Origin of the sequence: Pseudomonas sp. IT-P171, from assembly GCF_949767765.1 — a bacterium.
Lineage (GTDB): Bacteria > Pseudomonadota > Gammaproteobacteria > Pseudomonadales > Pseudomonadaceae > Aquipseudomonas > Aquipseudomonas fluorescens_B.
The window spans coordinates 137048-159951 of record NZ_CATKQN010000007.1; the positions used below are offsets into that span (position 1 = coordinate 137048).

Below are 22904 nucleotides of genomic sequence, written 5' to 3' on the forward strand. Positions count from 1 at the left end.
ACCGATGTCGGTGACGCTGTTTTTCGATCTGTACGCGCTGTTCGCGGCGGCGGTCCTGGGGGTTGCACGGCTGGCGCCGATTTTTTTCATGTTGCCGTTTCTCAACAGCGGCGTGCTGACCGGGGCTCCGCGCCAGGCTGTCATCGTGCTGGTGGCGTTGGGGTTCTGGACCTCTGTCGGCGAGCCGCTGCCGCGCCTCGACGGGTTGGCATTCTTAGGCTTGTTGCTGCGCGAGGCCGGCATTGGCGTACTGCTGGGCTGCCTGCTGTGCTGGCCGTTCTGGGTGTTGCACGCCATGGGTAACCTGATCGATAACCAGCGCGGGGCAATGCTCAGCAGTACGGTGGACCCGGCCAACGGCGTCGATACGTCGGAGCTGGCGAATTTTCTCCAGTTATTCGCCGCCGCGGTTTATCTCGAAGGTGGCGGCATGCTGTTGATGCTCGAAACCGTCGGCCACAGTTATCGCATTTGTACGCCGGCAAACGGCTGTGAGATGCACCTGCCAGCCGTGCTGAGTCTGCTGGATGCGCTGGTGAGCAAAACCCTGGTGATCAGCGCGCCGGTGGTGGCGACGCTGCTGGTCAGCGAAGCGCTCCTTGGATTGCTCTCGCGTTATGCACCGCAAATGAATGCATTCTCGGTGTCGCTGACGGTCAAGAGCCTGGTGGCGCTGGTGGTGCTGATGCTGTACTTCGGCGTGCACTTGCCGGACGAAGTCCTGCGCATGGGGAGCAAGTCCCAGGCACTGGAGCACTATCTGGCTGGCGACGGGGAGGGTGGCGATGTCGTCCAGCGCCTCGAAGACTGAGAAGCCCACCCCGAAGAAACTGCGGGATGCGTCGCGCAAGGGGCAGACGTTCAAGGCCAAGGATCTGGTCGTCACCTGCCTGACCCTGTGCGGCATCACCTACATGGTGTTCAACAGCTCGTTGCTTGAGGTCATGGAAGTCTACCGGCGCATCATCGCCAGCGACTTTGATGCCGACCTGCAAAAGTACTCGGCGATGTTGGTGGTGGTCGGGCTCAAGGCACTGCTGCCGCTGCTGCTGGTGTGTGTCTTGACCAGCGCGTTGCCGGCGTTGCTGCAAAGCGGTTTTGCCCTGGCCAGCGAAGCCTTGAAGCTGAATCTCGGGGCGCTGAACCCGATCAATGGCTTCAAAAAACTGTTCAGCCTGCGCACGGTCAAGGACACGGTCAAAGCGCTGTTGTACCTGGGCAGCTTTGCCCTGGCGCTGTGGATTGTCTGGGTCACCCAGCGGCAATTGCTGTTTGCCCAATTGTTTGCCCAGGCCCCGGAGCTGTTCGCGATCTGGGGGCACTTGCTGCTGGTGCTGGTGTTGGCGTTTCTGGGCTGCGTGCTGTTGATCGTGGTGCTCGATGCGCTCAGCGAGTACTGGCTGTTCATGAAAGACCAGATGATGGACAAGGACTCGGTCAAGCGCGAACACAAGGAGCAGGACGGCAATCCCGAAATCAAGGGTCGCCGGCGTGACCTGCACCGGGAGTTGCTGTCGGAGCAGGTCAAGTCCGATGTGCGCAGCTCGCGGATGATCATCGCCAACCCCACCCACATTGCCATCGGCGTGTATTTCCGTCCGGAAATTACCGTGCTGCCGTTCATCTCCCTGATGGAAACCAACCAGCGCGCCCTGGCCGTTCGAGCGTATGCCAAAGAGGTCGGGGTACCAGTGATCAACGACATCGCCCTGGCCCGACGGATCTTCAAGACCCACCAGCGCTACAGCTTCCTCCAGGTGCAGGAAGTCGAGGAAGTCCTGCGCCTGTTGATCTGGCTCGAGCAGGTGGAGCAGGCCTGATCCACCCTTTCTTTATCCATCCCATCGTTGGCATGAGCGCAATTTGGCAGCGGGTCTGCCAGCGCTTTGGCTCAATGCGTTCGTCAGCGGCGCTGACGTTTTTTCAGGAGTGTGGCCGATGAGTCGCAACAACCAACAAGACGAGCAAATCGCTCTGGAAATCGTGGATGCCGTGCTCGCGGGGGCGCCGTTAAAGGACGTGCAGGGTCTCAGCGACGAGCACATGGACGGTCTTTATGCCTTTGCTTACCAGTTTTATGAGCAAGGCCGGCTGGACGATGCCGAGAAGTTCTTTCACTTCCTGTGCATCTACGACTTTTACAACAGCCAGTACTGGATGGGATTGGCGGCGGTGTACCAGCTCAAGCAAAACCATCAGAAAGCAATCGACCTGTACGCCATCGCCTTCGCCCAGGGCAAGAACGATTACCGACCGATGTTCTACAGCGGTCAGTGCCAGCTTGCCCTGGGCAAGATCGGCAAGGCCAGGTTGTGTTTCGGGTACGTACTGGAGCAGGCCACGGAAGAGGACCTGCGCAAACAGGCACAGGTGTATCTCGACACCTTGGCTCACATTGAAATGGACTGTTCGGAGGACTGAACATGAGTGAAATCAGAAGTACATTCAACCCGGCTTATGCCGGAGGGCTCAGCCGTACCGAAGCCTTTGAGATCTACGGCAAAGCCGCCAGCCAGGCAGCCAGAACGGTGGATTTTCAGAAGGCTGGCCAGGACGCGCTGGCCGGTTTGATGTCGGTGAATTACGACGGCGAGCACGGTAAATCCACAGCCACCCCGGGACGTCCACAGTTGCATCTGCCACTGGCCCGCACGAGTGGCAAAGAGTCGGAAGGCGATTTGTTCACGCTGCTGATGGCGATGATCAGCGAGCTGATTGGCGAGGTCGACGTCAACAAGCTGAAAAACCGTTTGGCGATGTTGCAGAGCATGGCCGGTGCCAAGCAACAGGGTCATGAAAAACTGGCGTCTGATTATGCTGAGGCCGTCGCGGCTCTGGAAGCCGCCGAGGGCGCAGTTGGCGGCAGTCAGGAACAGCTCGAGAAATTGCGCGAGCGGGTTCAGCAACTCCAGGGCTTGCTGGACGAAAGCGAGGCGCGTCTGGCGAAGCTGGACCCCGAATCACCCGAGTATGCGAGTGAGTTGGCGCGTCGCGACCAGCTCAAAGGCGAGTTGGCGACTCATACCCAGACCTTTGAAAAAGCCACCGATGCCCATCTGAAATTGATCGAAACCGCCAACGCCGCCGCAAAAGTCCTCGCGATCGTGACCGCAAAAGTCCTCGAGGCAGGCGTCGGCGGACCTCAGGTTAAACAATCGGATGAAAAGGCGCTGAGCAGCAGCGCACTGGCCCTGCTGAACCGCTTGAAGATCATCGAGTTGCTCGGCGAGTCGGCGCAGAACAAGGAGGAGCTCAATCAGGAGCTGTTTCTGGAATTGCAGGCCAAGTTGCAGGAGAAAATGCAACTCGAGTCGGAAAAGTACCTGGAAGAAGTGCGTAAAGCCGAAGCGTTGCAGAGGACCATGGGCTGCATCGGCAAGATCGTTGGCGCCTTGGTGGCCTTCGCCACCATCGCCGCCGGCGTTCTGACCGTCAACCCTGTCCTTATCGCGGTAGGTGTGATCGGGGCCGCGGTCATGATTGCCGACGAGGTGGTCAAGGAACTCACGGGCGTGTCGTTCATGGCCGAGGCGATGAAGCCGCTGATGACGGTGATGCAGGAAGCCATCCAGTTCTTTACCGACCTCTACACCAAAGCGCTCGTGGCGTTTGGTGTCGATTCCGAAACGGCGAAGGAAATCGCGCAAATCGCCGGCATGATCGCTGGCATCGCCGCCACCATTGCTGCCATCGCATTGGCCGCCATCGTCGGGGTTCAGGTAGTCGGGCCGATGATCGGCGCAGTCGCTTCGAGACTGGCATCCGTGGTGGCGCAGGCCGCTCCCGCAGCAGTGCAGGCAATGAAACAGGTGGCTTCCTCGGTCGGCAACACGCTGACTCAGATGCTGACCCAATTACGCAGTTTAGTTACCAAAGGCGCAGATGCCGTATCCCTGGCCCGTTACACCTCCAATCTCGAAATCGCTCAAGCCCTCACCGAGTTTGGCGGCGTGGCAGCCCAGGGCGTGCTGGGAGTCCGAAGCGGCGTGCATCAGGCCCAGGCGGCCGAACACCTGGCGGACGTGAAGGTGCGCATGGCAATCAGCGAAGAAATTACCTCCTACCTCACTCGGCTGGTCGAAGACTACGGCAAGGCGATGCAAGACCGGACCCGGCATATCGAACATGTTTTTGCCGATATGCAACGCAGTCACTCCGTCAGCCTGCAAATGGTCAGACACGTCTGAACCCACTCATAAAAGGTATTTGTCATGACCACGATCAACAACACCGGGGTGGTGTTTTCACGCCCAATGATTAGCCAGCAAGATGCGCTTCTTACTCAGAAAAGACCCGACGCGCTCAAAGAGCTTTCCCTTAGTAATGCGCTCACTGACAAGCAGATTCTTAATGACTCTTTGACCCGGACTCCTTTAGCGGTGGAGCTCCAGAGCGCTATTGACGCCTACCAGATCGGGGAATCCGACTGGCAGGATTTTGCCGCAACCGCACTGATGCTCAACGATGAGGTCCGCGAAGATTTGGTGTTTGACCCAGGTGCCTGGGAGAAACACGCCAACGTGCTGGTCGCCGCGATCATCGCGTTGAACATCGCGCGGGTCGCCAATGCCCAACTGCGCGGGCATTTCAGTGTGATGGCCGCTGATGCCGCCAAGTCCCAGGGCGCCGCCATCATGGAATCCGGCAAGGCCGCCATGTACAGCGCCATTACGGCAGCAGTCGTCTCCGGTGCCATCGCCGGGTTTGCCATGGCCAAGACCTTTCAGGGGCAAGGGCTCAAGCATACGGATATCGACCTGCATAAGCGCAGTTCCCTGGACGCCGGCAACATCGAACGTGACCTTAAACATGATCGCAGTCGCGGTGACTGGAACCCGGAAACGACCTACAAGATCAAGGTGTTCGATGACTTCGGCCGGACGAAATCGGTGGATTTCAAACCTCAGGGTTCGACCCTGACACCCAAGGAGCAGGCATGGTTCGACGGTGAAATTCTCAAGGCGCAAAAGGTTGGCCAGACGTCGGACTGGCTCAGCCAGATGGGCAGCAAAGGCATTGAGAAGAAACTTGATATCGGCCGCGCGCTAAACGCCATTTCGATGGGCATGAGTCAGATGGTCTCCAGCATGGTTCGCATGGCCGAGCATGCGGCGCGGGAGAAAGAGGTATTGCAACAAAGTGCGCAAAACACGCAGAAGAGCTTGAGCGATGAAATTGGGCAGAAAGACTCGGCGGATGCGGCGCTGTTGCAAAAGCTCATGGATATCGTGATGCAGCTGTTTCAATCGCGGATTGAAGTCATTGGCAAAATGGCCTGAGTAGGGACGAAAATATGAGAATTTCCGATTTCACACCGCCATCGGCTAATCTGTCGGTCGATTTCAATGTTGTGACCAACGCACCTTTACCAACTGAAATGCCCCTCGAGGCTCAGGCCGCTTTTTCCCTCGCGCAATTGCTGGAGCGTTCGGCAAAGGTATTGAATCGCAATCTTGAAAATATGCTCAAGTGCCAACCGGCCGCCAAAAAAATGGTTGAGAACCTGTTGGCTGGCGGAGCGGCGCAAACCCTCATCGCGGAGTTTGGCGAGCGGGTTCAAACGAAAGACCTTCGCTGGCAAATGTGGGCACAGTATTTACCCCAATATGGTGCGGTGATGACGCATTGCCGGGAAACCCTGCCGATGGAACAGCGTCAGCGCCTTGATGCTGCGCAGGAAACTATCTTGCTCGGCCTGGGAGCAGGACAACCGCTGCCAACGCAAATCGACGAGAAGTTCAGTCAGAGTGTCAGTTCGTCTGATGATTTCTTCGACAAACTGCTCGAATTGATCGACCTGATCAAGAACGGCTACCTGGCCGGTTATGAACATATCATCAAGGCTTACTCGGACTTCTTTGCCGATTTCAACAAAGACATTACCGCAATGATGAAGGAGTGGATTGAAGGCGCGAATGACGGGAAGGAAGTCGAAATAAACGCGGGCGCGATCAGGATCGCTTTGCAGAAGCTGATTGAAAAGTACTCACCTCCGAATCCGACGGCAGTATTGTTCCCGGCCCCAGGCATGGGCGGTGCCACAAAGGAGGAAGCAGAAAAATGGCTTAAAGCGTTAGGCTTGCCGGCCTCCTGCCTCCACCAGAACAATGACGGTACGTACAGCGTGGTCATGGACCTTAGCCCGTTGATCACCATGAGGGACAGTCTGCCACCTGACGTTTACGAGATTATTTGGGACACCGCCAAATTCCAGGCCTGGCAAACCGGCTTCAATGCCCAGGAAGAACGCATGAAAAACATGCTGCAATCCTTCACCCAGAAGTACTCCAACGCCAACTCCTATCATGACAACTTCAACAAGACGTTGTCTGCTCATCTTAGTCAGTATGCGGACATGCTTAAGGCGATGTTGAATTTCTGATCTAAGAAGTTTTTACGAAATACGTGGTTTTAAATGTTTATAACAGACGCGGTTTCGAACCTGTCAGGTCGGAGCTGTGTCTGTTGTTCTGTGGTTTCGATTGATAGCGGTGATCAGGATGCGGAGTAGTGATCTTGAAATTGAATGTCAGGTAATAAAAACCTTGTCGGATTATCTTTCGGTGGGCCACGGGGCAATCAAAACCAGTTCGCGGTTGGTGGAGGATTTGTATTTCGATTCCATGAGTATTATCGAGGTTGTCATGATGCTTAATGAAACATTTGGCGTCGAATTACCTGCCGTCGCGGTGTCCGAATGGAACACGGTCGCGGATATTCGAAATTCGGTGATACGTGTAAGGGACGTATGATGCCGGGTGGTGCGGGCTTTTTATTTTTAAGTTTGACAGGCGTTTAAATGATTAATGGTGTTGGCGGAAGTTCTCAGGTTCTAGCGGTGTCTAATATGCATTTGGCTGGCGCTGTTTTGCATGAGGTATTGCCATCGTATGAAAGACTGGATGTTCGAAGTGAATATTTTCTGGGTGATTTTTTAAGTCTTCACGGTGCACAGATCGGTAGGGATAGCGATGTTAGAGAAATGATGACCTATCATTCAGATAATAGTGATTGGTCCATTACTCCAGCGTGTAAAGAACAGTTGATGAGTGCGCTGATGGACCTTGTGCCTGAAGGCGGCAGTCAGGTGCATAATCGTGTTTTTCTTGATGCGATACGCGATTGGTATCAGGGTTTGGATAGTGCAAGTAAAGTCGATAATTACACAGCGGCTAAAGATCACTTGAGCGATAAAGGAAAAAATATCGCCAGAATGATTTTGCAAGCTAATCACAATCTTGGCAGTGGTTCTAATGAAATTCGGTTGCTGGATGTTGGTGGTAATGACGGGAAGCTCACGTCTTATGTTGCATCGCATATTGGCGATTATTTGCATGTGCCCATCAGCCCCTATGTCCTTGAGATCGAAACAGGTATAGCTTGGGATCACAATAGCAAGGTCGTTTCACTTGTTCAAAGCGAAATGTCTCGCCCCGTTAAAACTATTTATTACAACGGTAGTGACATGGCTTCTGGCAGAGTATCTGGTCAGGATGAGGGTAATCCACTTTCAGATGGTAAGGGCTTCGATTGTGCAATGTACCAGCACTCGCTGCATCATTTTCCCAGTCCGGAAATTCAGCAGGAAAGTCTGGCACGAATTTCCGAACTTCTAAATGATGGAGGCGTACTGACAATAACAGAACATGACAGCGTTTTAGGCGGGCATGAGCTTGACTTGATGCATATGGTGCTGCAAGTGTATGTGGAACTTCATCAGAATCCGGATATTTCAAGCTCGGAGTTGGAGGCTGTATTCAATGAGTTTGTTGAAAAAGAAACGCCCGCTAATTTTTTCTCCCAAACAAGACTTGTCGATATGGCGCAAAAAGTCGGGCTGACGCCGAGCAGCGTAACTGCGGTGGGAGAAAAGGCTGACCGAACTTACTCGATGACTTTCGTTAAAGACGGAGGGCTGCGCCTGGATCGCGATCGTTCATTCGAAGCGCTTGTTGATCCGGATTCATTAAAGGCCGGTATGAAAAAGTTTGAGACATCTTCTATGTTTAGTGGGAGTCGATCTTTGGATGGGATGTTTTAACCTGTAGTCAGTGGCTGTGTGTAAAACCGTGCTGATTGAATGTGTTATGGCGAATGCCTGGTTTGGAGCCAAGGCTTTTCAATCTGCAGTGCTCACGGCACTGCAGATTTTTTGTGTGGCAAGGCTGTTTTGTGACTTTGAGTGGTGCGATTTTCCAAAGACTTTTATTGTAGAAATGGGCCTACATGCTTAGTCGTATATTCCTCTTTTGTCTGTGGCGTTTTCCTACGGAATTGTCTCTACCAACTTTCTATAGTCGCGCAGCTTTCATCTTCAAGCCGGTTCAATAACGGCTTGATCGCGCTTCAGTACCTTTCTATAGAGAAGTCTCCGAGTATGGACAGTGCCACTGATCAATCGCCATTCAGGTCGTTCGTTTTCGACCGTTGGCTACTGCAAAGCGATGGAACGCTGATGCGAGACGGACATGGAGTTCACGTCCCCCCCAAAGAGCTGAACGTACTGCGCCTGCTGCTCGGTTCGGCCGGCACAGTGATCAGCAAGGATTATTTGCTCGACATGGTATGGCCCGACGCCGATGCCGCCGAAGAATCGTTGACTCGCTGCATTTATGCCTTGCGCAAGCTGCTCAAGGAGAACAAGGATTTCATTGCGACGGTGTACGGCCAGGGTTACCGATTCACTTGTCCGGCTGTCGAACTCGACGGGCCGAGCCAGGCGAGAACGTCAGCACCCTCGCTGGCCGTTTTGCCTTTTCGCCATCTGCACGAGTCAGCCGCACTGGATTTGCAGGACGCAATGACCCGCCAGTTGTCCATGGCATTCGGCGATGCGCTGCACGTCATCCCCTCAGGTTTGATGGCTGCTTATGGCCAGTCGACCGACGCCCGTTATCTGGTCGAGCGTTTGAAGCCTGACTTTTACCTCAGCGGTCGTTGCACGCTCCGGGATGACCCGTCGCAATGGTCGATCGAGTTGATCCGTAGCAGCGATCATGTGCTGCTTCATGGACAGAGCGTGGGCGGAGGGGACCTGGGGGAGGGGCTCGGTGCATTGACCTGTCTTGTTGCCCAGCGCCTACCGGGACTGCGTCCTTCTGAAAGGGGCTGTGCTTCCTATCCGGCCCTGGTCGCCTATCTCAATGGTTTGTGCAATGTGGAGCGGCACACGCCACAAAGCCTGCGCGATGCGCTGGTGCAGTTTCGATACAGCCTGCAACTGGATGACCGTTATGCCCCTGTCTGGCGTGGCGTGGCCGATGTCTGGCTGGGCCAGGCGATGCTCGGGTTATGTGAGCAGGGGCATGCGCTGGATGAAGCTCATCTGGCAATTTCCAGGGCGTTGCCGCTGGACCCGGGGAGTACGCAAACCATCGCGCGGCTAGCCCTGCTGACCAGCCTTCGCGGATGCGAGGAGGCTGCGCAGGTGCTTTTTCAGCGCTGCCTGTCGAGCGCCGATCAGGCTGATGTTCATTACTTTCACGCCTGGCATCACTGGTATTGGCAGCGCCATGATCTGGCGATTCAAAGCATCGACAAGTGTCTGCGCCACGACGCGAACTGCATGCGGGCGCAGATTTTGCGGGTACGTATCGCCCTTGTCGGTGATCCCCAGGAAGCCGTGATGCTGCATCGCGCAATGCAAGGCAACCGGCAAGCCGCGTCGTTTGACAGCGGCAGGCGGTTGGCATGATCCGCTGGGGCACTGGCGGCCTTCTGATGCTGATGTCTCTGGGTGCGGTTCCGGCGCATGCCTATTGTTGGGTCTCGGCGGGGCAGCAACATGCCATCGAGCCCGAGCTGCTTCAGGCCATTGCCGACGTGGAGTCGGGACAAATGGCGGACGCGATGAATTACAACAAGAATGGCACCCGCGATATCGGGCTGATGCAAATCAACAGCAGTCATCTGCACCGACTGAGCGCACAGGGCATTACCGAGCAGCGTCTGTTGGATGAGCCTTGTCTGTCGGTCGAAGTCGGGGCGTCGGTGCTGGCCGGTTTTGTATCACTTTATGGCTACAACTGGACGGCCGTGGGGGCCTATAACGCCGGCAATGCTCCGGGTCGGCAGGCAGCCCGTTTGCGTTATGCGCGCAAGGTCTGGCAACGCTACCAGACCTTGATGCCAAACACGCTTGCGCAGCCGCAGGACCTACTGGAGAAAACCCCGCGGCATTAGCCCGGTCCATTCGGGTGGGATTCTGATCCCGCCCGGGGCCGTTCGGCAGAATTCGATCAGGAACTTCCCGGGCAGCGCTTCTAGGATGGGTTTTCATTCACTGCCTGGAACGTGATCGGTGACAGAACTGTCAGCCCCCCCTCTACAGCCCTGTGTTCTGCGGATCCTCAACGGCCCGCTTCAGGGGTGCGAATTCCCGCTTGGTGAGCCTCGAACGCTGTTCATTGTCGCACCGCTCGATTTGTTGGGCCGAGAAGCTCATTCAATCAGCGTTCCCGAGGATGCCATCTTCATTCCCTTGGACGCGGGCGGCTGCAATTTCGAGGTGCTGCTGGCAGACGGCGGGCAGGGCGGTGTGACCTTGCGACTGCTCAACGAGCACGGAGAAACCCGGCAGTGCGAATTCCAGCATCTGGAGCAGATCGGTGACTTGCAGGTGGCCTTGCGCGGTGAAGACCAAGGCTGGGCACCTGAACTCCTCGGCAAACAGCCCCCTTCTTTGACCGAAACGACTGCCCGCCACTGGCCGCAGCCAACCCTCGTCAAATGGGGCGGCGCAGGGTTGGCCCTCGTGCTGCTGATCACTTCGTTAGGCTTTTGGTCAGTGCCCGAGCCGGCGCCCGAAACCGATGTTCGCAGCCTGATCGGCGGCGCCAGTGCCGAGGTCGACGTGGTGCAGGGGCGGGACAAAACGGTTTACGTGTTTGTCGCTTCCGAGCGGGACGCCGGTTGGAGCCGGCAGGTGTTGATGCGCAACAACGGGGTGTCCGGCAAGGTGTTGGTGATCGATCAGGAGCGCCGTCGGCTGGAGAAACTGCTGGTCGACCACGACCCGCAACTGGCCTGGCATTCCCTCGACCTCAAGGACCCCGCGGTGCCGCGGCTGCTGCTCAGTGCCCAGCGCAATCTGCTCACGCCGCAAATGCAGGCGCAACTGCTCGACGTCTTGCTCAAGGCCGCGCCCTACGCTCGGGAAGTGACGGTTCAGGTCCAGGACGACAACCTGCTGGCAGACCTGGCCGAACAGGGGTTGCGTCGCCTTTCTCTGGCGTTCGACCGCGTCGGGCACGACGACAGTGTCACGTTCGCCATCGAAGGCGATTTGCAGGATTCCGAGTTGGCTGCGGCTCGCCAATACGTCGACGGCTTTTATCGGCAGTGGGGTGATCGCTACGTGAACTTCGCTGTCGCGCTCAAGGATGACTCGCTCAAGGGCAAGTCGTTTCAAACCGGCCCTCAGGGCTACATCAAGATGACGTCGTCGTCTTGGCATTTTCCCAAGCAAATCTAGAAGGTGACACATGTCTGGTATCGATTTCCCAATCGACTTTCACGATGATTTTCTCGGACGTCAGGCCGAAGCGTTCGAAAACGGTGCAGCAGGGCTCAAGACTGCTTTGGACAAGGCACTGGAGGATCTCAAGCTGGATGCGTCAGATCCCGGGAAGCTGGCGGCTTACCAGACCGCATTCTCCTCCTACACCGTATTCCGAAACGCCCAGACCAACACGATCAAGGGCTTCAAGGACATCGACATGGCGATCATCCAGGCCGCTCGCTGATTCCATTCCTTTTGACTGGCCATCGTTGTTCGGTGGCCATTTTCATGAGTGCACTGCATGTCTATTCAAAGCATTTCCCGTTCGTTCATTGAGCCCACGGCCGTTACTGAACTGCGCAGCCTGCAGGAAGGCCCGATCGTTTCCCTTGAAAATCGACTGATCGACGCGTTCGCCGGTGCAGCGGTCAACAGCGGCCAGGACGTGTCGTCGATCAATCAACTGATGCAGCGCCCTGATATCACCAGCCCCGAAGTATTGGCGCAGCTGCAGGAGCAAATGGGGCAATACAACGTCGACATCAATTTGCTCAACGTGTTGGTCCGTAAGGCCGTGAGCACCGCCGAAACGTTGTTGCGCGCGTCATGAGGGCGGGTGCGTTGCTGATGTTCCTGTGTCTGGCGTTGGTCGGCTGCCGGCAGCCGAGTCTGCTGGAAGGGCTCGATCAACAGCAGGCCAACGAAGTGCTTTCAGTCCTGCAACGCAACAACATCGCGGCGACGAAAGTCGACGCCGGCAAAACCGGGTACGCGGTGAAAATCAACCCGGTCGATTTCTCCGCCGCTGTCGATTTGCTCAACCTCTATTCGCTGCCGTCCAGGCCACGACTGCAAGTGGCGGAGATGTTTCCCAGCGATTCGCTGGTCGCTTCCCCCAGGGCTGAAAAGGCACGGCTTTACTCGGCGCTGGAACAGCGAATCGAACAGTCCCTGGGTCTGCTCGAAGGTGTGGTGTCGGCGCGGGTCCATGTCAGTTATGACCTGGATGCCGGTGAAGGCGGACGCAAGGCCGGGCCCATTCACCTGGCGGCCGTGGCCATTCATGAGCGAGACATCGAGCCACAGTTGCTGATTACCGACATCAAGCGCTTTCTCAAAAACAGTTTTGCCGCCGTCGAGTACGCAAACATCTCGGTGGTGTTGTCACAGCGCTCGCCCACGCAGCACGTCGCGCCGTCGATGTCAGCAACGCAAAGTGATTCGCGCCCGGTCTGGCTGCTGGCGTCGTTGGCGGCGGTGCTGTTGGCAGGTTGCGCAGGGTTAGGTTATCGACTGTTGAAAGGGGCGCCGCGTGACATCGTGCGCTGAACGCCTGCGGCGGATTCTTGCGGAGCCGCTGGATTATGTGCACCCGCAGCGGTTGAACATACCGATGGGGTTTGACAGCCCCGATGCTCGGCGCGTGCTCAACCGGATGCTTCTGGAAGGGCTTGGCGAGCAAGGACCATGGCCCCCGATGCCGCTGACGGCCGTCGCACAGCAGTGGATCCGGCAGTGGCGACAATTGCCTTACATCGCGTGCCTGATGGGTGCCTGGCGACTGTGTCCACAGCTCGCGCGAGGCGGTGCATTGCAGCAGTTGCCGATGCCGTTACGTCAATTCGCCAATTGCAGACCGGGGCCTCGCGCCAGCGTGCCGCTTGAGTCGTCATCGGAACCGTTGAAGCAAGTTGAAGCGGCGGGCTTCAACGCGCTGTCGGGTTTGTCCGGGTTCCTGCCGCCGCTGCTGCTCGAGCGGCTGGCGTTGCAATTCTCTCCACACGTGGTCGGCCTGCACACCCAGTGGCCGGCGACAGAAGCCGATCCGGCTCTTTTCTTTCTGGCGGTGCAGCATGCTCGACTCCATCCGAATCCTGACTGATGTGCCGGCATCGAGTGATGCCCTCGTGGCTCGCGCAGACCTCGACGCGGCGCGCCAGCGGCGCTCATTACAGCAACAGGCGCAACGCCGGGCCCGTGAATGCGTCGAGCAGGCTCAATCTGAAGCCCAGGCCATTCGTGCCCAGGCGTTTCAGGAGGGTTATGCAAATGGCATTCTGCGCGCCGCCGAAAACCTGGCGAACGGTTTGCTCGAGTCGCAGACGCTCGGGCTGCAGTTGCGCAAGGATCTGGCTCAGGCCGCGCGTCAGTTACTGCAAGAATTGCTGACGCGCGTTGAATGGCTGGATGAAATGCTCGAGCGCTGGCTGACGGAGCGGTCCGACACCGGGGCGCCGCTGCAGGTGGTGCTGCCTGCGCGCTGCAAACCTCAAGGTCAGGCGCTGCGGCTGCGCTTGCAAGGACTTTGGCCTGGCGCACTGGTGCTCGACTATCAACCCGAGGAGCGTTACGTGTTCCGTCTGTCCGATCAATTGCTTGAGTTTGATATCGAATCGGTCTGCCAACGACTGGAGCCACAGTTGTTGGCCCGACTGGGAAATCTGCCCGAGTCGGTGCGATGTCTCGATCAGGCCTCGATGACGCGATTGGGTGAGCTGTGTTCAGGTTTCGGTACGAATCCTGTCGGAGGTGTGGAATGAAGATTGAAACGGTGATGAACACTCATCGGCTTGAGCAGATGTCTGCGGTCGTGCCGCTTGACTCACGCCTGTTGCAGGCGTCCGGCATAGCGCCCGATGTCAACGGCAGCAAGCGACCCGGCCCGGACCCCGAATTCGATGAGTTGTATCAGCGGCTATTGGCAATGGAGGGGCAGGGGGAAAAGGCCATCTACGAGTTCCTGCGTTCGCTGCGTGGCACGGACGGAGTCACACCGGCGTATCCAAGTGCGAAGGCGTTGATGGCTGTGACGCTGCAATTATTGGTTCGCTTGAAAGACGACGGGTTGGAAAAAACACAGCTCTATAAGGAGATCAAAGGCGCCAACGGTATGGCCTTAAGCATGAATGTGTTTGTCATGAGTTACACACGCGATGTGTTCCAGCCGATCGGCGACGATGCATGGGAAAAGAGCGAGTGGTGAGGCAGGGAAAACAACCCGCATAACAATAAAAGAGAGGATACAAGGATGACATTGATTGCTGGCTCGGCAGTAAGGGGTACTGCATTACCAGGCTTAACTCTCACATCGGCAGGTAATCCGACGCCGCGTAACGAGTCGGTGGCGCTTGATCCATCAGCACTCGTTGCATCGTCGCGTTTTTCAGCACTCGCATTGGGGACGCCCAGGCAAGTGGCTGCTGGCATGCAACGGGTGAATCGTGAAGTGACCCTTCAGATGGAGGAATGCTACAGGCCATTGGGTGAGACAGAGCGGATTGTGGTTGGGCGGGTCAACGCATTCATTGAGCGTGGGCATCTGCCTGAGGAACTTGTCGATGAGTCACTGTTTGCACGGGTAATTGAGTTGAATGCTGCAGATACCGGGCAAACCCATGAAAGTCGAATGCAAACCGTGCTTCAGGCGGGCATGGAGTGGCTGGACGCGGTCAAGGGGCCCGGACTCAATCTACTCAATGTCGCTGGTCGTACAGGATTGATCGTTGCGTTGACGGTGGTGCTGCGCCAGGTCGTTGCCTACCACGTCGAACAATCTCTGCGCGCAGGCGATTCACCTGAGGCCGGCCGAGCGTGGGCAATGGTTGCAATGACAATGATCGGCCCGGCGCTGACCTTGATCGGAGCGATTCGAAATGAGTGTGACGGTACGGCGAATCTATCGTCGCGCCTGGGGCGTGTGTGCATGGCCAGCATCACGATGGGTGCCCTGATTGCGGCGCACCTCACAGGCGCGTCTGACAAGTTGCTTCCGGTGGTCGTCGGCGGGTCGATTTATACAGTGGCCAGAGGCTTGGCCAATGTTTTCATTCCATTACAGGACAATGCCGGCTCCGCCAACGCGGCAACCACCGGCGTAGCGACCGCAGCTTATGGCGCGGCGCAGTTTTTTCTGGCAGAACTGGGGCAGCTGGCACCGCTGAGTGGTGCGGCCCGAGCCACGGCAGAGCTTGGTTACAGTCTGGGCGCGGATGCTATCCAGGGCGTGCTCAATGGCTTCGGCATTGTTGTGGACGACGTCATTTCCATTCTTTGCAAAAGTTCGCACGTGTTATCTCCAGACCCTGGGTGGGACTCGGTGTTTTCCGATCCGGAAGCTTTGCGGCAAATGGTCCTGGAGGTCCGAGCGGAGGTCCGGCGACCGACGCGGACGCAGTTGGCGGATGCGCTGCTTGATATCGGGGCGTTACGTCTTTCGGCGGGGCACGCCATCGCTTTGGTCATGGGCGCGGTAGCGTCGTTGCTGAGCAGTTCCAGGGTCGATGACGGTGACCAGGGCCATATCATGAGCGGCTGTCTCGCTCTGATGGCGATGATTATTTACTTTCCGCTGGTCTTTGGCAGTGCCAAACGCACCGATAACACCTACACACTGCAGGAGACGGTGGTTCCTTGAGCCCGGGCAAAGAGATCGCCTGTGCCGGTCAACCCCGGCTATAATCGCCGCCACTTTTCATTGCCCAGAGTCAAACCCGCCCATGTACACCCTGGCCCGTCAGCTGTTGTTCAAACTTTCCCCGGAAACCTCCCACGATCTGTCCCTGGACCTGATCGGCGCGGGCGGGCGTTTGGGCCTCAACGGCTTGCTGTGCAAGGCTCCGGCGAAGATGCCGGTGACGGTCATGGGGCTGGACTTCCCGAACCCGGTAGGCCTGGCGGCGGGCCTGGACAAGAACGGCGCGGCCATTGATGGTTTTGCGCAACTGGGTTTCGGTTTTGTCGAAATCGGCACCATCACCCCGCGTCCGCAGCCGGGCAACCCGAAACCACGGATTTTCCGCCTGCCGGAAGCCGAGGCGATCATCAACCGCATGGGCTTCAATAACCTCGGCGTCGATCACCTGCTGGCCCGCGTGGCAGCGGCCAAGTACAAGGGTGTGCTGGGCATCAACATCGGCAAGAATTTCGATACGCCGGTCGAACGCGCGGTTGACGATTACCTGATCTGCCTGGACAAGGTCTACGCCCACGCCAGCTACGTGACGGTCAACGTCAGCTCGCCGAACACGCCAGGCCTGCGCAGCCTGCAATTCGGAGACTCGCTCAAGCAGTTGCTGGCTGACCTGGCGACCCGTCGTGCGGAGCTGGCTTTGCGCCACGGCAAGCACGTACCGCTGGCCATCAAGATCGCACCGGACATGACCGACGAAGAAACCGCTCAAGTCGCGCAAGCGCTGATCGAAACCGGGATGGATGCGGTGATTGCCACCAACACCACCTTGAGCCGCGTCGGTGTTGAAGGCATGGAGCACGGTGACGAGGCGGGCGGCTTGTCCGGCGCACCGGTTCGCGACAAGAGCACCCACACCGTAAAAGTGCTGGCCGCAGAATTGGCCGGTCGCTTGCCGATCATCGCTGTGGGTGGCATCACCGAAGGCAAGCATGCAGCCGAGAAAATCGCGGCGGGTGCGAGCCTTGTTCAGATCTACTCTGGATTCATCTACAAAGGCCCGGCGCTGATTCGTGAATCCGTCGACGCCATCGCGGCGCTGCGCTGAAGGGCTCTTGTGGCGAGGGGATTTATCTGTGGCGAGGGAGCTTGCTCCCGCTCGGCTGCGAAGCAGTCGTAAACCCTGCAACCGCATTTTACCTGACATTCCGGATTGACCCGTTCCGGGGCCGCTTCGCAGCCCAGCGGGAGCAAGCTCCTCGCCACAAAAGCAGATTTCGGATTCCAGGTAATTTGCAGGCATAAAAAAGGGCTCCTCGAAGGAGCCCCTGGGCCGGAGCCCGCCGCCCGGATGGGGCGTGCGTGGTAAGTCGTTCAGTAATCAGGTTGTCGTGTCGGAGTGTGTGCCCTGTGTTAGCCGACGGCGTGAAGTTCGTTGAGTCTGTGGATTCCCGCAGTGCCGGTCATACCGTCCCAGTTGTCGCCGCGTCCTTCTCGCCAGCCGTTAATCCAGGCTTGGCGTACCGACGGTAGAGTAAATGGGCAAAGCTCACGGGATTTGCCACCAACGCCATATTGATATCCGCGCAAAAATGCTCTTTCCAACGGATCACGCTTAAGTCTTCTCATAGGGTGTTGCCCTCACTTGTTGACTGTATTTATCGCGTTGACCTCAATCGAGGTCTGGCAGAAATGTCTGCCGTTGGGGGGCTCGCTGCCGGCGTGGCGAGCCAGGGTGTTGACGTCCGTTGTGGCGCCAACCTGTGTTGAGTTCTAACCAATGCGTCACATCGAGGGAATGATCATTTTGTCATAAGGACGTAACCATAAAGATGCTATGGCCATAAGTAACACGATGTTTGCCCCGTATTTATTGGTCAAAGCCCTGTATGATCGGCCCTCCGCAAGATGATGGGGTTAATCCTTTAGTGAGAATGGCTCGTGTTGCGTCGAGGCATTATTCGACGAAGGGTCAAGTTATGACATTTTGTTGCTTCAACTTTTTTATCTGCCCGTGCATCTAAGCTCTTCTAACCCGAGCAGCACGGGTGGGACGGCACACCTTCGTGCCACGCGGGCGCTCTTTTAGAAAAGCGCCTGATTGAAAACCGGGCCGGCAATGCGTTGCCGGTCCACTTCGCCAAAGGCTCTGGAATTACCATGTCCGATCGTTTCGAACTCTTCCTCACTTGCCCCAAAGGCCTTGAAGGCCTGCTGATCGAGGAAGCCGTCGGGCTTGGCCTTGAAGAAGCGCGTGAGCACACCTCTGCCGTGCGCGGCATGGCGACCATGGAAACCGCTTATCGCCTGTGCCTGTGGTCGCGTCTGGCGAACCGGGTACTGCTGGTGCTCAAGCGTTTCCCGATGAAAGATGCCGAGGACCTGTACCACGGCGTGCTCGATATCGAGTGGCAAGACCACATGCTCAACGACGGCACCCTGGCCGTCGAGTTCAGCGGCCATGGCTCGGGTATCGACAACACCCACTTCGGCGCCTTGAAAGTCAAAGACGCCATCGTCGACAAACTGCGCACCCCGCAGGGCGACCGCCCGTCCATCGACAAACTCAACCCGGACCTGCGCATTCACCTGCGTCTGGACCGTGGCGAAGCCATCCTCTCCCTCGACCTCTCCGGCCACAGCCTGCACCAGCGCGGCTATCGCTTGCAGCAGGGCGCGGCGCCGCTGAAGGAAAACCTCGCGGCGGCCATCCTGATCCGTTCCGGCTGGCCACGTATTGCGGCCGAGGGCGGCGCACTGGCTGACCCGATGTGCGGTGTTGGTACGTTCCTCGTCGAAGCGGCGATGATCGCTGCCGACATGGCGCCGAACCTGCGTCGTGAGCAGTGGGGTTTTACTGCCTGGCTCGGTCACGTACCGGCGCTGTGGAAAAAGCTGCACGAAGAAGCCACCGAGCGCGCCGCGGCCGGCCTGGCCAGGCCACCGCTGTGGATTCGCGGTTACGAAGCCGATCCCCGCCTGATTCAGCCGGGCCGCAACAACGTCGAACGCGCCGGCCTGAGTGAGTGGATCAAGATCTACCAGGGCGAAGTCGGCACCTTCGAACCACGTCCGGACCAGAACCAGAAAGGCCTGGTGATCTGCAACCCGCCGTATGGCGAGCGTCTGGGCGACGAGGCGAGCTTGCTCTACCTCTACCAGAACCTTGGCGAGCGCCTGCGCCAGGCCTGCCTGAACTGGGAAGCGGCGGTGTTCACCGGCGCCCCGGATCTCGGCAAGCGCATGGGCATCCGCAGCCACAAACAGTATTCGTTCTGGAACGGCGCGTTGCCGTGCAAGCTGCTGCTGATCAAGGTCACCCCGGACCAGTTCGTCACCGGTGAACGTCGCACCCCGGAACAGCGTCAAGTCGAGCGCGAACAAGCTGAAGTCGAAGTCGCCGACAACGATGTGGCGCCGGGCAAGTACGAGAAGTACAACAAGAACGGCAACCCGATCAAACCGGCCCCGGTAGTCGTCGAGCAGCCGCGCTTGAGCGAAGGCGGGCAGATGTTTGCCAATCGCCTGCAAAAAAATCTCAAGGCGCTGGGCAAGTGGGTCAAGCGTGAAGGCATCGACTGCTACCGCGTCTACGATGCCGACATGCCGGAATATTCGATGGCCATCGATCTGTACCAGGATTGGGTCCACGTCCAGGAATACGCCGCGCCGAAATCCATCGACCCGGAAAAAGCCTCGGCCCGCATGTTCGACGCCCTGGCAGCCATTCCGCAGGCGTTGAACATCGACAAGAGCCGCGTGGTGGTCAAGCGTCGCGAACGTCAGAGCGGCACCAAGCAATACGAGCGTCAGGCCGCGCAGGGCAAGTTCGTCGAGGTCAACGAAGGTGGCGTGAAGCTGCTGGTCAACCTCACCGACTACCTCGACACCGGGCTGTTCCTCGACCACCGGCCAATGCGCATGCGCATTCAGAAAGAGGCAGCCGGCAAGCGCTTCCTCAACCTGTATTGCTACACAGCGACCGCCAGCGTCCACGCGGCCAAAGGCGGCGCGCGCAGCACCACCAGCGTCGACTTGTCGAAAACCTACCTCGACTGGGCGCGCCGCAACCTGTCGCTGAACGGTTTCTCCGACAAGAACCGTCTGGAGCAGAGCGACGTGATGGTCTGGCTCGACGCCTGCCGTGACGAGTTCGACCTGATCTTCATCGACCCGCCAACCTTCTCCAACTCCAAGCGCATGGAAGGGATTTTCGACGTGCAGCGTGACCAGGTGCAACTGATCGACCTGGCGATGGCACGACTGGCGCCGGGGGGCGTGTTGTACTTCTCCAACAACTTCCGCAAGTTCGCCCTTGAGGAAAATCTCACCGAGCGTTACGCGGTCGAGGAAATCACGGCGCAGACCATTGATCCGGATTTTGCCCGCAATGGGAAGATCCACCGGGCCTGGAAAATCATGGCACGTTGACGCTTTCCGGCATTGGATCCACAGAGCCTTGATTTTTAAAGGCTCTTGGCTTCTTTCAGTGCTGGTCAAATTGATGGCTAATAGCTATAACTCAAGGCATGGCCAATGGGCTTTTCCGGCACCTGGCGTTTTGAGTTGCCTCTATGTCGCTGCACGCCGTGCGCCCCAAGATCCTGGGTTTTATCAGTGAAGATGTTTCGGCCTGGCTGGTCGCGCTGCTGGTATTGATCATCGGCGGAGTGCTTACGGGGCTGTTGGCCTGGTCGACCCTGAACCTGTTTCACCAGCAATTGCGGCAACGTTTCCAACTGATGGCCAGTGAACGTTACAGCCGTATCGAAGAGCGTTTTGAAGATCAGGAGCAGCGCCTCGACGGCCTGCGCCGGTTCTTCGCCAATTCCGATGACGTCGACCGCGAGGAATTCAACGGTTACACCCAACCTCTGCTGCACCGAACCCAGGCGTATTCGTTTGCGCGGCGGGTCAGCGGTGCCGAGCGCGCGGAATTCGAGCGCCAGGTGCGCGAGGAAGGTTTATCCGATTTCAGCATTCGTGAGCTCAACGCCGAAGGCCAGCTGCAACTGGCGGCCGAACGGGATGAATACGTGGTGGTGGTATATAGCCAGACGCAAAGCCGGCTCGGCTCGCCGTTGGGTTACGACTTGCTCGCGCAACCCCTGCGCCGCTCCACCCTGGAACGGGCCGACCAGAATACCCGGATGGCGGTGTCGCAGCCGCTGCACCTGGTCAGTATCGAGCCGGCGTATGCCCGGGGCGTGCTGCTGGTCGCGCCGGTCATCTCCCGCGACAGTCCGGGGTCCAAACCCTACGGTTACGTGATGGCGGTGATCAGCATGCGTCAGTTGCTGGCCGACGGGCTGCCGGAGGCGGGACACGATTACCTGTCGGTGCGCATCCTCGACCTGTCCACCGAGGATCAACACGAAGTGCTCTATGAATCCCCCAACGGACCTGCCGTCAGTGAGTTGGCTGCGACCCGATTGCTGGGGCTTGCCGATCACGATTATCAAGTCGATATCCAGCCAAGCGAAGCGTTCCTGCAAGCCAACCATTCTTCGGTCACCAGCGTGGTGGTGTTGGGAGGTTTGCTCAGCCTGATGCTCAGCGCGCTGCTTTATGTGCTGGTCAGCCAGCGCCAGCGGGCGTTGAGCATGGTGGAACAGCGGACCGAGGAGCTGCGCGCTCGTGAGCAGGAACTGCGCGGCACCCATGGTCAGCTGCGCGGCGTGCTGAATGCCGCGACTCAGGTGGCGATCATCGCCACCGACCTGCGCGGCGTCATCAGCACGTTCAACGCCGGAGCGGAGCAGATGCTCGGCTACTCCAGCATGGACGTGGTGGGCCACATGACCCTGGAAAACCTGCACCTGCCCCGGGAATTGGCGGCGCGCTCGGCGGAATTGAGCGCGCGCTACGGCAAGCCGATTCCGACCTGCCAGGCCATGTTGGTCGAGGGCGGCGAGGAGGGCGGTCACGAAGCGCGGGAGTGGACCCTGGTTCGCGGCGACGGCAGCCATTTGACGGTGAACATGCTGGCGACCCCGGTGCTCGACGAGCAAGGGCTGTGGGTCGGGCACCTGGCAATCTGCATCGACGTCACCGAGCGCAAGCGGGTGCATGAGGCGCTCGCCGCACGGGATCTGCTATTGAAGAAACTCAGCGCCCATGTGCCCGGCGGGATCTACCAGTTCAAGATGGAATTCGACGGACGCTTCAGTGTGATCTACGCCAGTGATGGCATTCGCGAGATTTACGAACTCGAACCGGACGTGTTGCTGCTCAACGCTGAAGCTATTTTCACCCGGATCCATCCCCAGGACACCACCCGGGTTCGCGCCTCCATCCGGGCCTCGGCAGACACGCTCAGCCCGTGGCGCGAAGAATACCGTGTGCTGCTGCCGGTGCGTGGCCTGCGCTGGGTCCGGGGTGAAGCGACTCCGGAAGAGCTGCCCGGCGGTGGCGTGCTCTGGCATGGCTACATTTCGGACATCTCCGACCTGAAACGGGTGGAAGAAGAGCTGCGGGCGCTGTCGATTACCGACTCGCTGACCGGGATCCACAACCGCCGCTACTTCCAGGAGCGCCTGACCTCCGAAATGGCCCGAGTCGAGCGCGGTGGCGGCGAATTGTCGGTGATCATGCTCGACATCGACCACTTCAAACGCATCAATGACCAGCACGGACATGCGGTGGGCGATCGGGTGTTGCAGGCCGTTTGCGAGCGTATCGGCCATCGGCTGCGTCGCACCGACGTGTTCTGTCGCCTGGGCGGCGAGGAGTTCATGGTGCTCTGCCCGGATATCGACGGCGAGCAGGCGTATGGGTTGGCGCTGGAGCTGTGGCAAGGATTGCGCAGCTCGCCGATCGAGGACGTCGGAATCGTTACCGCGAGTTTCGGGATCGCCAGCTGGCGCGTCGACGAGGGCGCGGATGCGTTGCTGCTGCGGGCAGACTCGGGGGTGTATGCGGCGAAGCAGGCGGGACGGGATCGGGTTCAGGGCGAGATGAATTAACCCCGACGGTACACAACCCCCCCCTGTGGGA

General features: G+C 58.2%; 22 protein-coding genes. 21 read left to right on the forward strand and 1 reads right to left on the reverse strand.

From position 1 onward, the window contains the following. Positions 1-4: 4 nt before the first annotated feature. The 19 genes from sctT to ACM6I5_RS06485 all read left to right on the forward strand — a co-directional run bounded on the left by sctT (position 5) and on the right by ACM6I5_RS06485 (position 17016). Positions 5-811 carry a type III secretion system export apparatus subunit SctT gene (gene sctT, locus ACM6I5_RS06395; protein WP_017337484.1) on the forward strand — a complete coding sequence of 269 codons (807 nt, stop codon included), beginning with the start codon at positions 5-7 and terminating at the stop codon, positions 809-811. Then, entirely contained in the window at positions 786-1820 is a 1035-nt protein-coding gene (locus tag ACM6I5_RS06400; protein WP_017337485.1) for an EscU/YscU/HrcU family type III secretion system export apparatus switch protein, read from the forward strand. The genes sctT and ACM6I5_RS06400 overlap by 26 nt, the downstream gene beginning before the upstream one ends. Before the next feature lie 118 nt (positions 1821-1938). Continuing rightward, a complete protein-coding gene (gene sicA, locus ACM6I5_RS06405) occupies positions 1939-2421 on the forward strand; it encodes a type III secretion system translocator chaperone SicA (protein ID WP_017337486.1) in 483 nt (160 codons plus the stop codon). Positions 2422-2423: 2 nt separating this feature from the next. Beyond that, the gene (gene sctE / locus ACM6I5_RS06410) at positions 2424-4187 is read left to right on the forward strand and encodes a type III secretion system translocon subunit SctE (protein ID WP_414883422.1); all 1764 of its coding nucleotides are present in this window, start codon (positions 2424-2426) and stop codon (positions 4185-4187) included. Positions 4188-4211: 24 nt separating this feature from the next. Then, the gene (locus ACM6I5_RS06415; RefSeq protein ID WP_414883423.1) at positions 4212-5279 is read left to right on the forward strand and encodes a cell invasion protein; all 1068 of its coding nucleotides are present in this window, start codon (positions 4212-4214) and stop codon (positions 5277-5279) included. Between the two features lie 14 nt (positions 5280-5293). Further along, on the forward strand, positions 5294-6382 hold the full coding sequence (locus tag ACM6I5_RS06420) for an IpaD/SipD/SspD family type III secretion system needle tip protein (protein WP_414883424.1): 1089 nt from the start codon (positions 5294-5296) through the stop codon (positions 6380-6382). Positions 6383-6500: 118 nt separating this feature from the next. Then, complete coding sequence (locus ACM6I5_RS06425) at positions 6501-6752, forward strand: acyl carrier protein (protein ID WP_414883436.1); 252 nt, start codon at positions 6501-6503, stop codon at positions 6750-6752. 47 nt (positions 6753-6799) lie between these two features. After that, entirely contained in the window at positions 6800-8041 is a 1242-nt protein-coding gene (locus tag ACM6I5_RS06430; RefSeq protein ID WP_414883425.1) for a class I SAM-dependent methyltransferase, read from the forward strand. A 414-nt stretch (positions 8042-8455) separates the two neighbouring features. Then, on the forward strand, positions 8456-9694 hold the full coding sequence (locus tag ACM6I5_RS06435) for a winged helix-turn-helix domain-containing protein (protein ID WP_414883426.1): 1239 nt from the start codon (positions 8456-8458) through the stop codon (positions 9692-9694). 26 nt (positions 9695-9720) lie between these two features. Then, complete coding sequence (locus ACM6I5_RS06440) at positions 9721-10182, forward strand: transglycosylase SLT domain-containing protein (RefSeq protein ID WP_414883427.1); 462 nt, start codon at positions 9721-9723, stop codon at positions 10180-10182. Between the two features lie 118 nt (positions 10183-10300). Continuing rightward, positions 10301-11473 (forward strand): PrgH/EprH family type III secretion apparatus protein, encoded by a 1173-nt coding sequence (locus ACM6I5_RS06445; protein WP_414883428.1) that lies wholly within the window; start codon positions 10301-10303, stop codon positions 11471-11473. 10 nt (positions 11474-11483) lie between these two features. Continuing rightward, on the forward strand, positions 11484-11744 hold the full coding sequence (gene sctF, locus ACM6I5_RS06450) for a type III secretion system needle filament subunit SctF (protein WP_017337497.1): 261 nt from the start codon (positions 11484-11486) through the stop codon (positions 11742-11744). A 57-nt stretch (positions 11745-11801) separates the two neighbouring features. Further along, complete coding sequence (sctI, locus tag ACM6I5_RS06455; RefSeq protein WP_017337498.1) at positions 11802-12110, forward strand: type III secretion system inner rod subunit SctI; 309 nt, start codon at positions 11802-11804, stop codon at positions 12108-12110. Continuing rightward, on the forward strand, positions 12107-12829 hold the full coding sequence (locus ACM6I5_RS06460; protein WP_414883429.1) for an EscJ/YscJ/HrcJ family type III secretion inner membrane ring protein: 723 nt from the start codon (positions 12107-12109) through the stop codon (positions 12827-12829). Before sctI ends, ACM6I5_RS06460 begins: the two co-directional genes overlap by 4 nt. Further along, a complete protein-coding gene (locus tag ACM6I5_RS06465; RefSeq protein ID WP_414883430.1) occupies positions 12813-13382 on the forward strand; it encodes a secretion system protein in 570 nt (189 codons plus the stop codon). The genes ACM6I5_RS06460 and ACM6I5_RS06465 overlap by 17 nt, the downstream gene beginning before the upstream one ends. Next, positions 13354-14040 (forward strand): oxygen-regulated invasion protein OrgB, encoded by a 687-nt coding sequence (locus tag ACM6I5_RS06470; RefSeq protein WP_414883431.1) that lies wholly within the window; start codon positions 13354-13356, stop codon positions 14038-14040. The genes ACM6I5_RS06465 and ACM6I5_RS06470 overlap by 29 nt, the downstream gene beginning before the upstream one ends. Further along, positions 14037-14483: a hypothetical protein gene (locus tag ACM6I5_RS06475; RefSeq protein ID WP_414883432.1), complete on the forward strand. Its 447-nt coding sequence runs from the start codon at positions 14037-14039 to the stop codon at positions 14481-14483. Before ACM6I5_RS06470 ends, ACM6I5_RS06475 begins: the two co-directional genes overlap by 4 nt. A gap of 45 nt (positions 14484-14528) precedes the next feature. Continuing rightward, positions 14529-15914, forward strand: a complete 1386-nt coding sequence (locus tag ACM6I5_RS06480; protein ID WP_414883433.1) for a hypothetical protein — start codon at positions 14529-14531, stop codon at positions 15912-15914. Positions 15915-15996: 82 nt separating this feature from the next. Next, positions 15997-17016, forward strand: coding sequence for a quinone-dependent dihydroorotate dehydrogenase (locus tag ACM6I5_RS06485; protein WP_017337504.1), 1020 nt, complete (start codon positions 15997-15999; stop codon positions 17014-17016). 305 nt (positions 17017-17321) lie between these two features. Here ACM6I5_RS06485 and rmf read toward each other — a convergent pair whose 3' ends face one another. Continuing rightward, entirely contained in the window at positions 17322-17537 is a 216-nt protein-coding gene (rmf, locus tag ACM6I5_RS06490) for a ribosome modulation factor (RefSeq protein ID WP_003223300.1), read from the reverse strand. Positions 17538-18068: 531 nt separating this feature from the next. Here rmf and rlmKL point away from each other — a divergent pair. Further along, positions 18069-20339 (forward strand): bifunctional 23S rRNA (guanine(2069)-N(7))-methyltransferase RlmK/23S rRNA (guanine(2445)-N(2))-methyltransferase RlmL, encoded by a 2271-nt coding sequence (gene rlmKL / locus ACM6I5_RS06495; RefSeq protein WP_414883434.1) that lies wholly within the window; start codon positions 18069-18071, stop codon positions 20337-20339. A gap of 143 nt (positions 20340-20482) precedes the next feature. Continuing rightward, complete coding sequence (locus ACM6I5_RS06500) at positions 20483-22873, forward strand: GGDEF domain-containing protein (RefSeq protein WP_017337506.1); 2391 nt, start codon at positions 20483-20485, stop codon at positions 22871-22873. Positions 22874-22904: the final 31 nt, after the last annotated feature.

Excerpts from the sequence above, each read along its gene's own strand:
- sctT (WP_017337484.1), top strand. The coding sequence starts at position 5 with ATGTCGGTGACGCTGTTTTTCGATCTGTACGCGCTGTTCGCGGCGGCG.
- ACM6I5_RS06400 (WP_017337485.1), top strand. The coding sequence starts at position 786 with ATGTCGTCCAGCGCCTCGAAGACTGAGAAGCCCACCCCGAAGAAACTG.
- sicA (WP_017337486.1), top strand. The coding sequence starts at position 1,939 with ATGAGTCGCAACAACCAACAAGACGAGCAAATCGCTCTGGAAATCGTG.
- sctE (WP_414883422.1), top strand. The coding sequence starts at position 2,424 with ATGAGTGAAATCAGAAGTACATTCAACCCGGCTTATGCCGGAGGGCTC.
- ACM6I5_RS06415 (WP_414883423.1), top strand. The coding sequence starts at position 4,212 with ATGACCACGATCAACAACACCGGGGTGGTGTTTTCACGCCCAATGATT.
- ACM6I5_RS06420 (WP_414883424.1), top strand. The coding sequence starts at position 5,294 with ATGAGAATTTCCGATTTCACACCGCCATCGGCTAATCTGTCGGTCGAT.
- ACM6I5_RS06425 (WP_414883436.1), top strand. The coding sequence starts at position 6,501 with ATGCGGAGTAGTGATCTTGAAATTGAATGTCAGGTAATAAAAACCTTG.
- ACM6I5_RS06430 (WP_414883425.1), top strand. The coding sequence starts at position 6,800 with ATGATTAATGGTGTTGGCGGAAGTTCTCAGGTTCTAGCGGTGTCTAAT.
- ACM6I5_RS06435 (WP_414883426.1), top strand. The coding sequence starts at position 8,456 with ATGCGAGACGGACATGGAGTTCACGTCCCCCCCAAAGAGCTGAACGTA.
- ACM6I5_RS06440 (WP_414883427.1), top strand. The coding sequence starts at position 9,721 with ATGCTGATGTCTCTGGGTGCGGTTCCGGCGCATGCCTATTGTTGGGTC.
- sctF (WP_017337497.1), top strand. The coding sequence starts at position 11,484 with ATGTCTGGTATCGATTTCCCAATCGACTTTCACGATGATTTTCTCGGA.
- sctI (WP_017337498.1), top strand. The coding sequence starts at position 11,802 with ATGTCTATTCAAAGCATTTCCCGTTCGTTCATTGAGCCCACGGCCGTT.
- ACM6I5_RS06460 (WP_414883429.1), top strand. The coding sequence starts at position 12,107 with ATGAGGGCGGGTGCGTTGCTGATGTTCCTGTGTCTGGCGTTGGTCGGC.
- ACM6I5_RS06470 (WP_414883431.1), top strand. The coding sequence starts at position 13,354 with ATGCTCGACTCCATCCGAATCCTGACTGATGTGCCGGCATCGAGTGAT.
- ACM6I5_RS06475 (WP_414883432.1), top strand. The coding sequence starts at position 14,037 with ATGAAGATTGAAACGGTGATGAACACTCATCGGCTTGAGCAGATGTCT.
- ACM6I5_RS06480 (WP_414883433.1), top strand. The coding sequence starts at position 14,529 with ATGACATTGATTGCTGGCTCGGCAGTAAGGGGTACTGCATTACCAGGC.
- ACM6I5_RS06485 (WP_017337504.1), top strand. The coding sequence starts at position 15,997 with ATGTACACCCTGGCCCGTCAGCTGTTGTTCAAACTTTCCCCGGAAACC.
- rmf (WP_003223300.1), bottom strand. The coding sequence starts at position 17,537 with ATGAGAAGACTTAAGCGTGATCCGTTGGAAAGAGCATTTTTGCGCGGA.
- rlmKL (WP_414883434.1), top strand. The coding sequence starts at position 18,069 with ATGTCCGATCGTTTCGAACTCTTCCTCACTTGCCCCAAAGGCCTTGAA.
- ACM6I5_RS06500 (WP_017337506.1), top strand. The coding sequence starts at position 20,483 with ATGTCGCTGCACGCCGTGCGCCCCAAGATCCTGGGTTTTATCAGTGAA.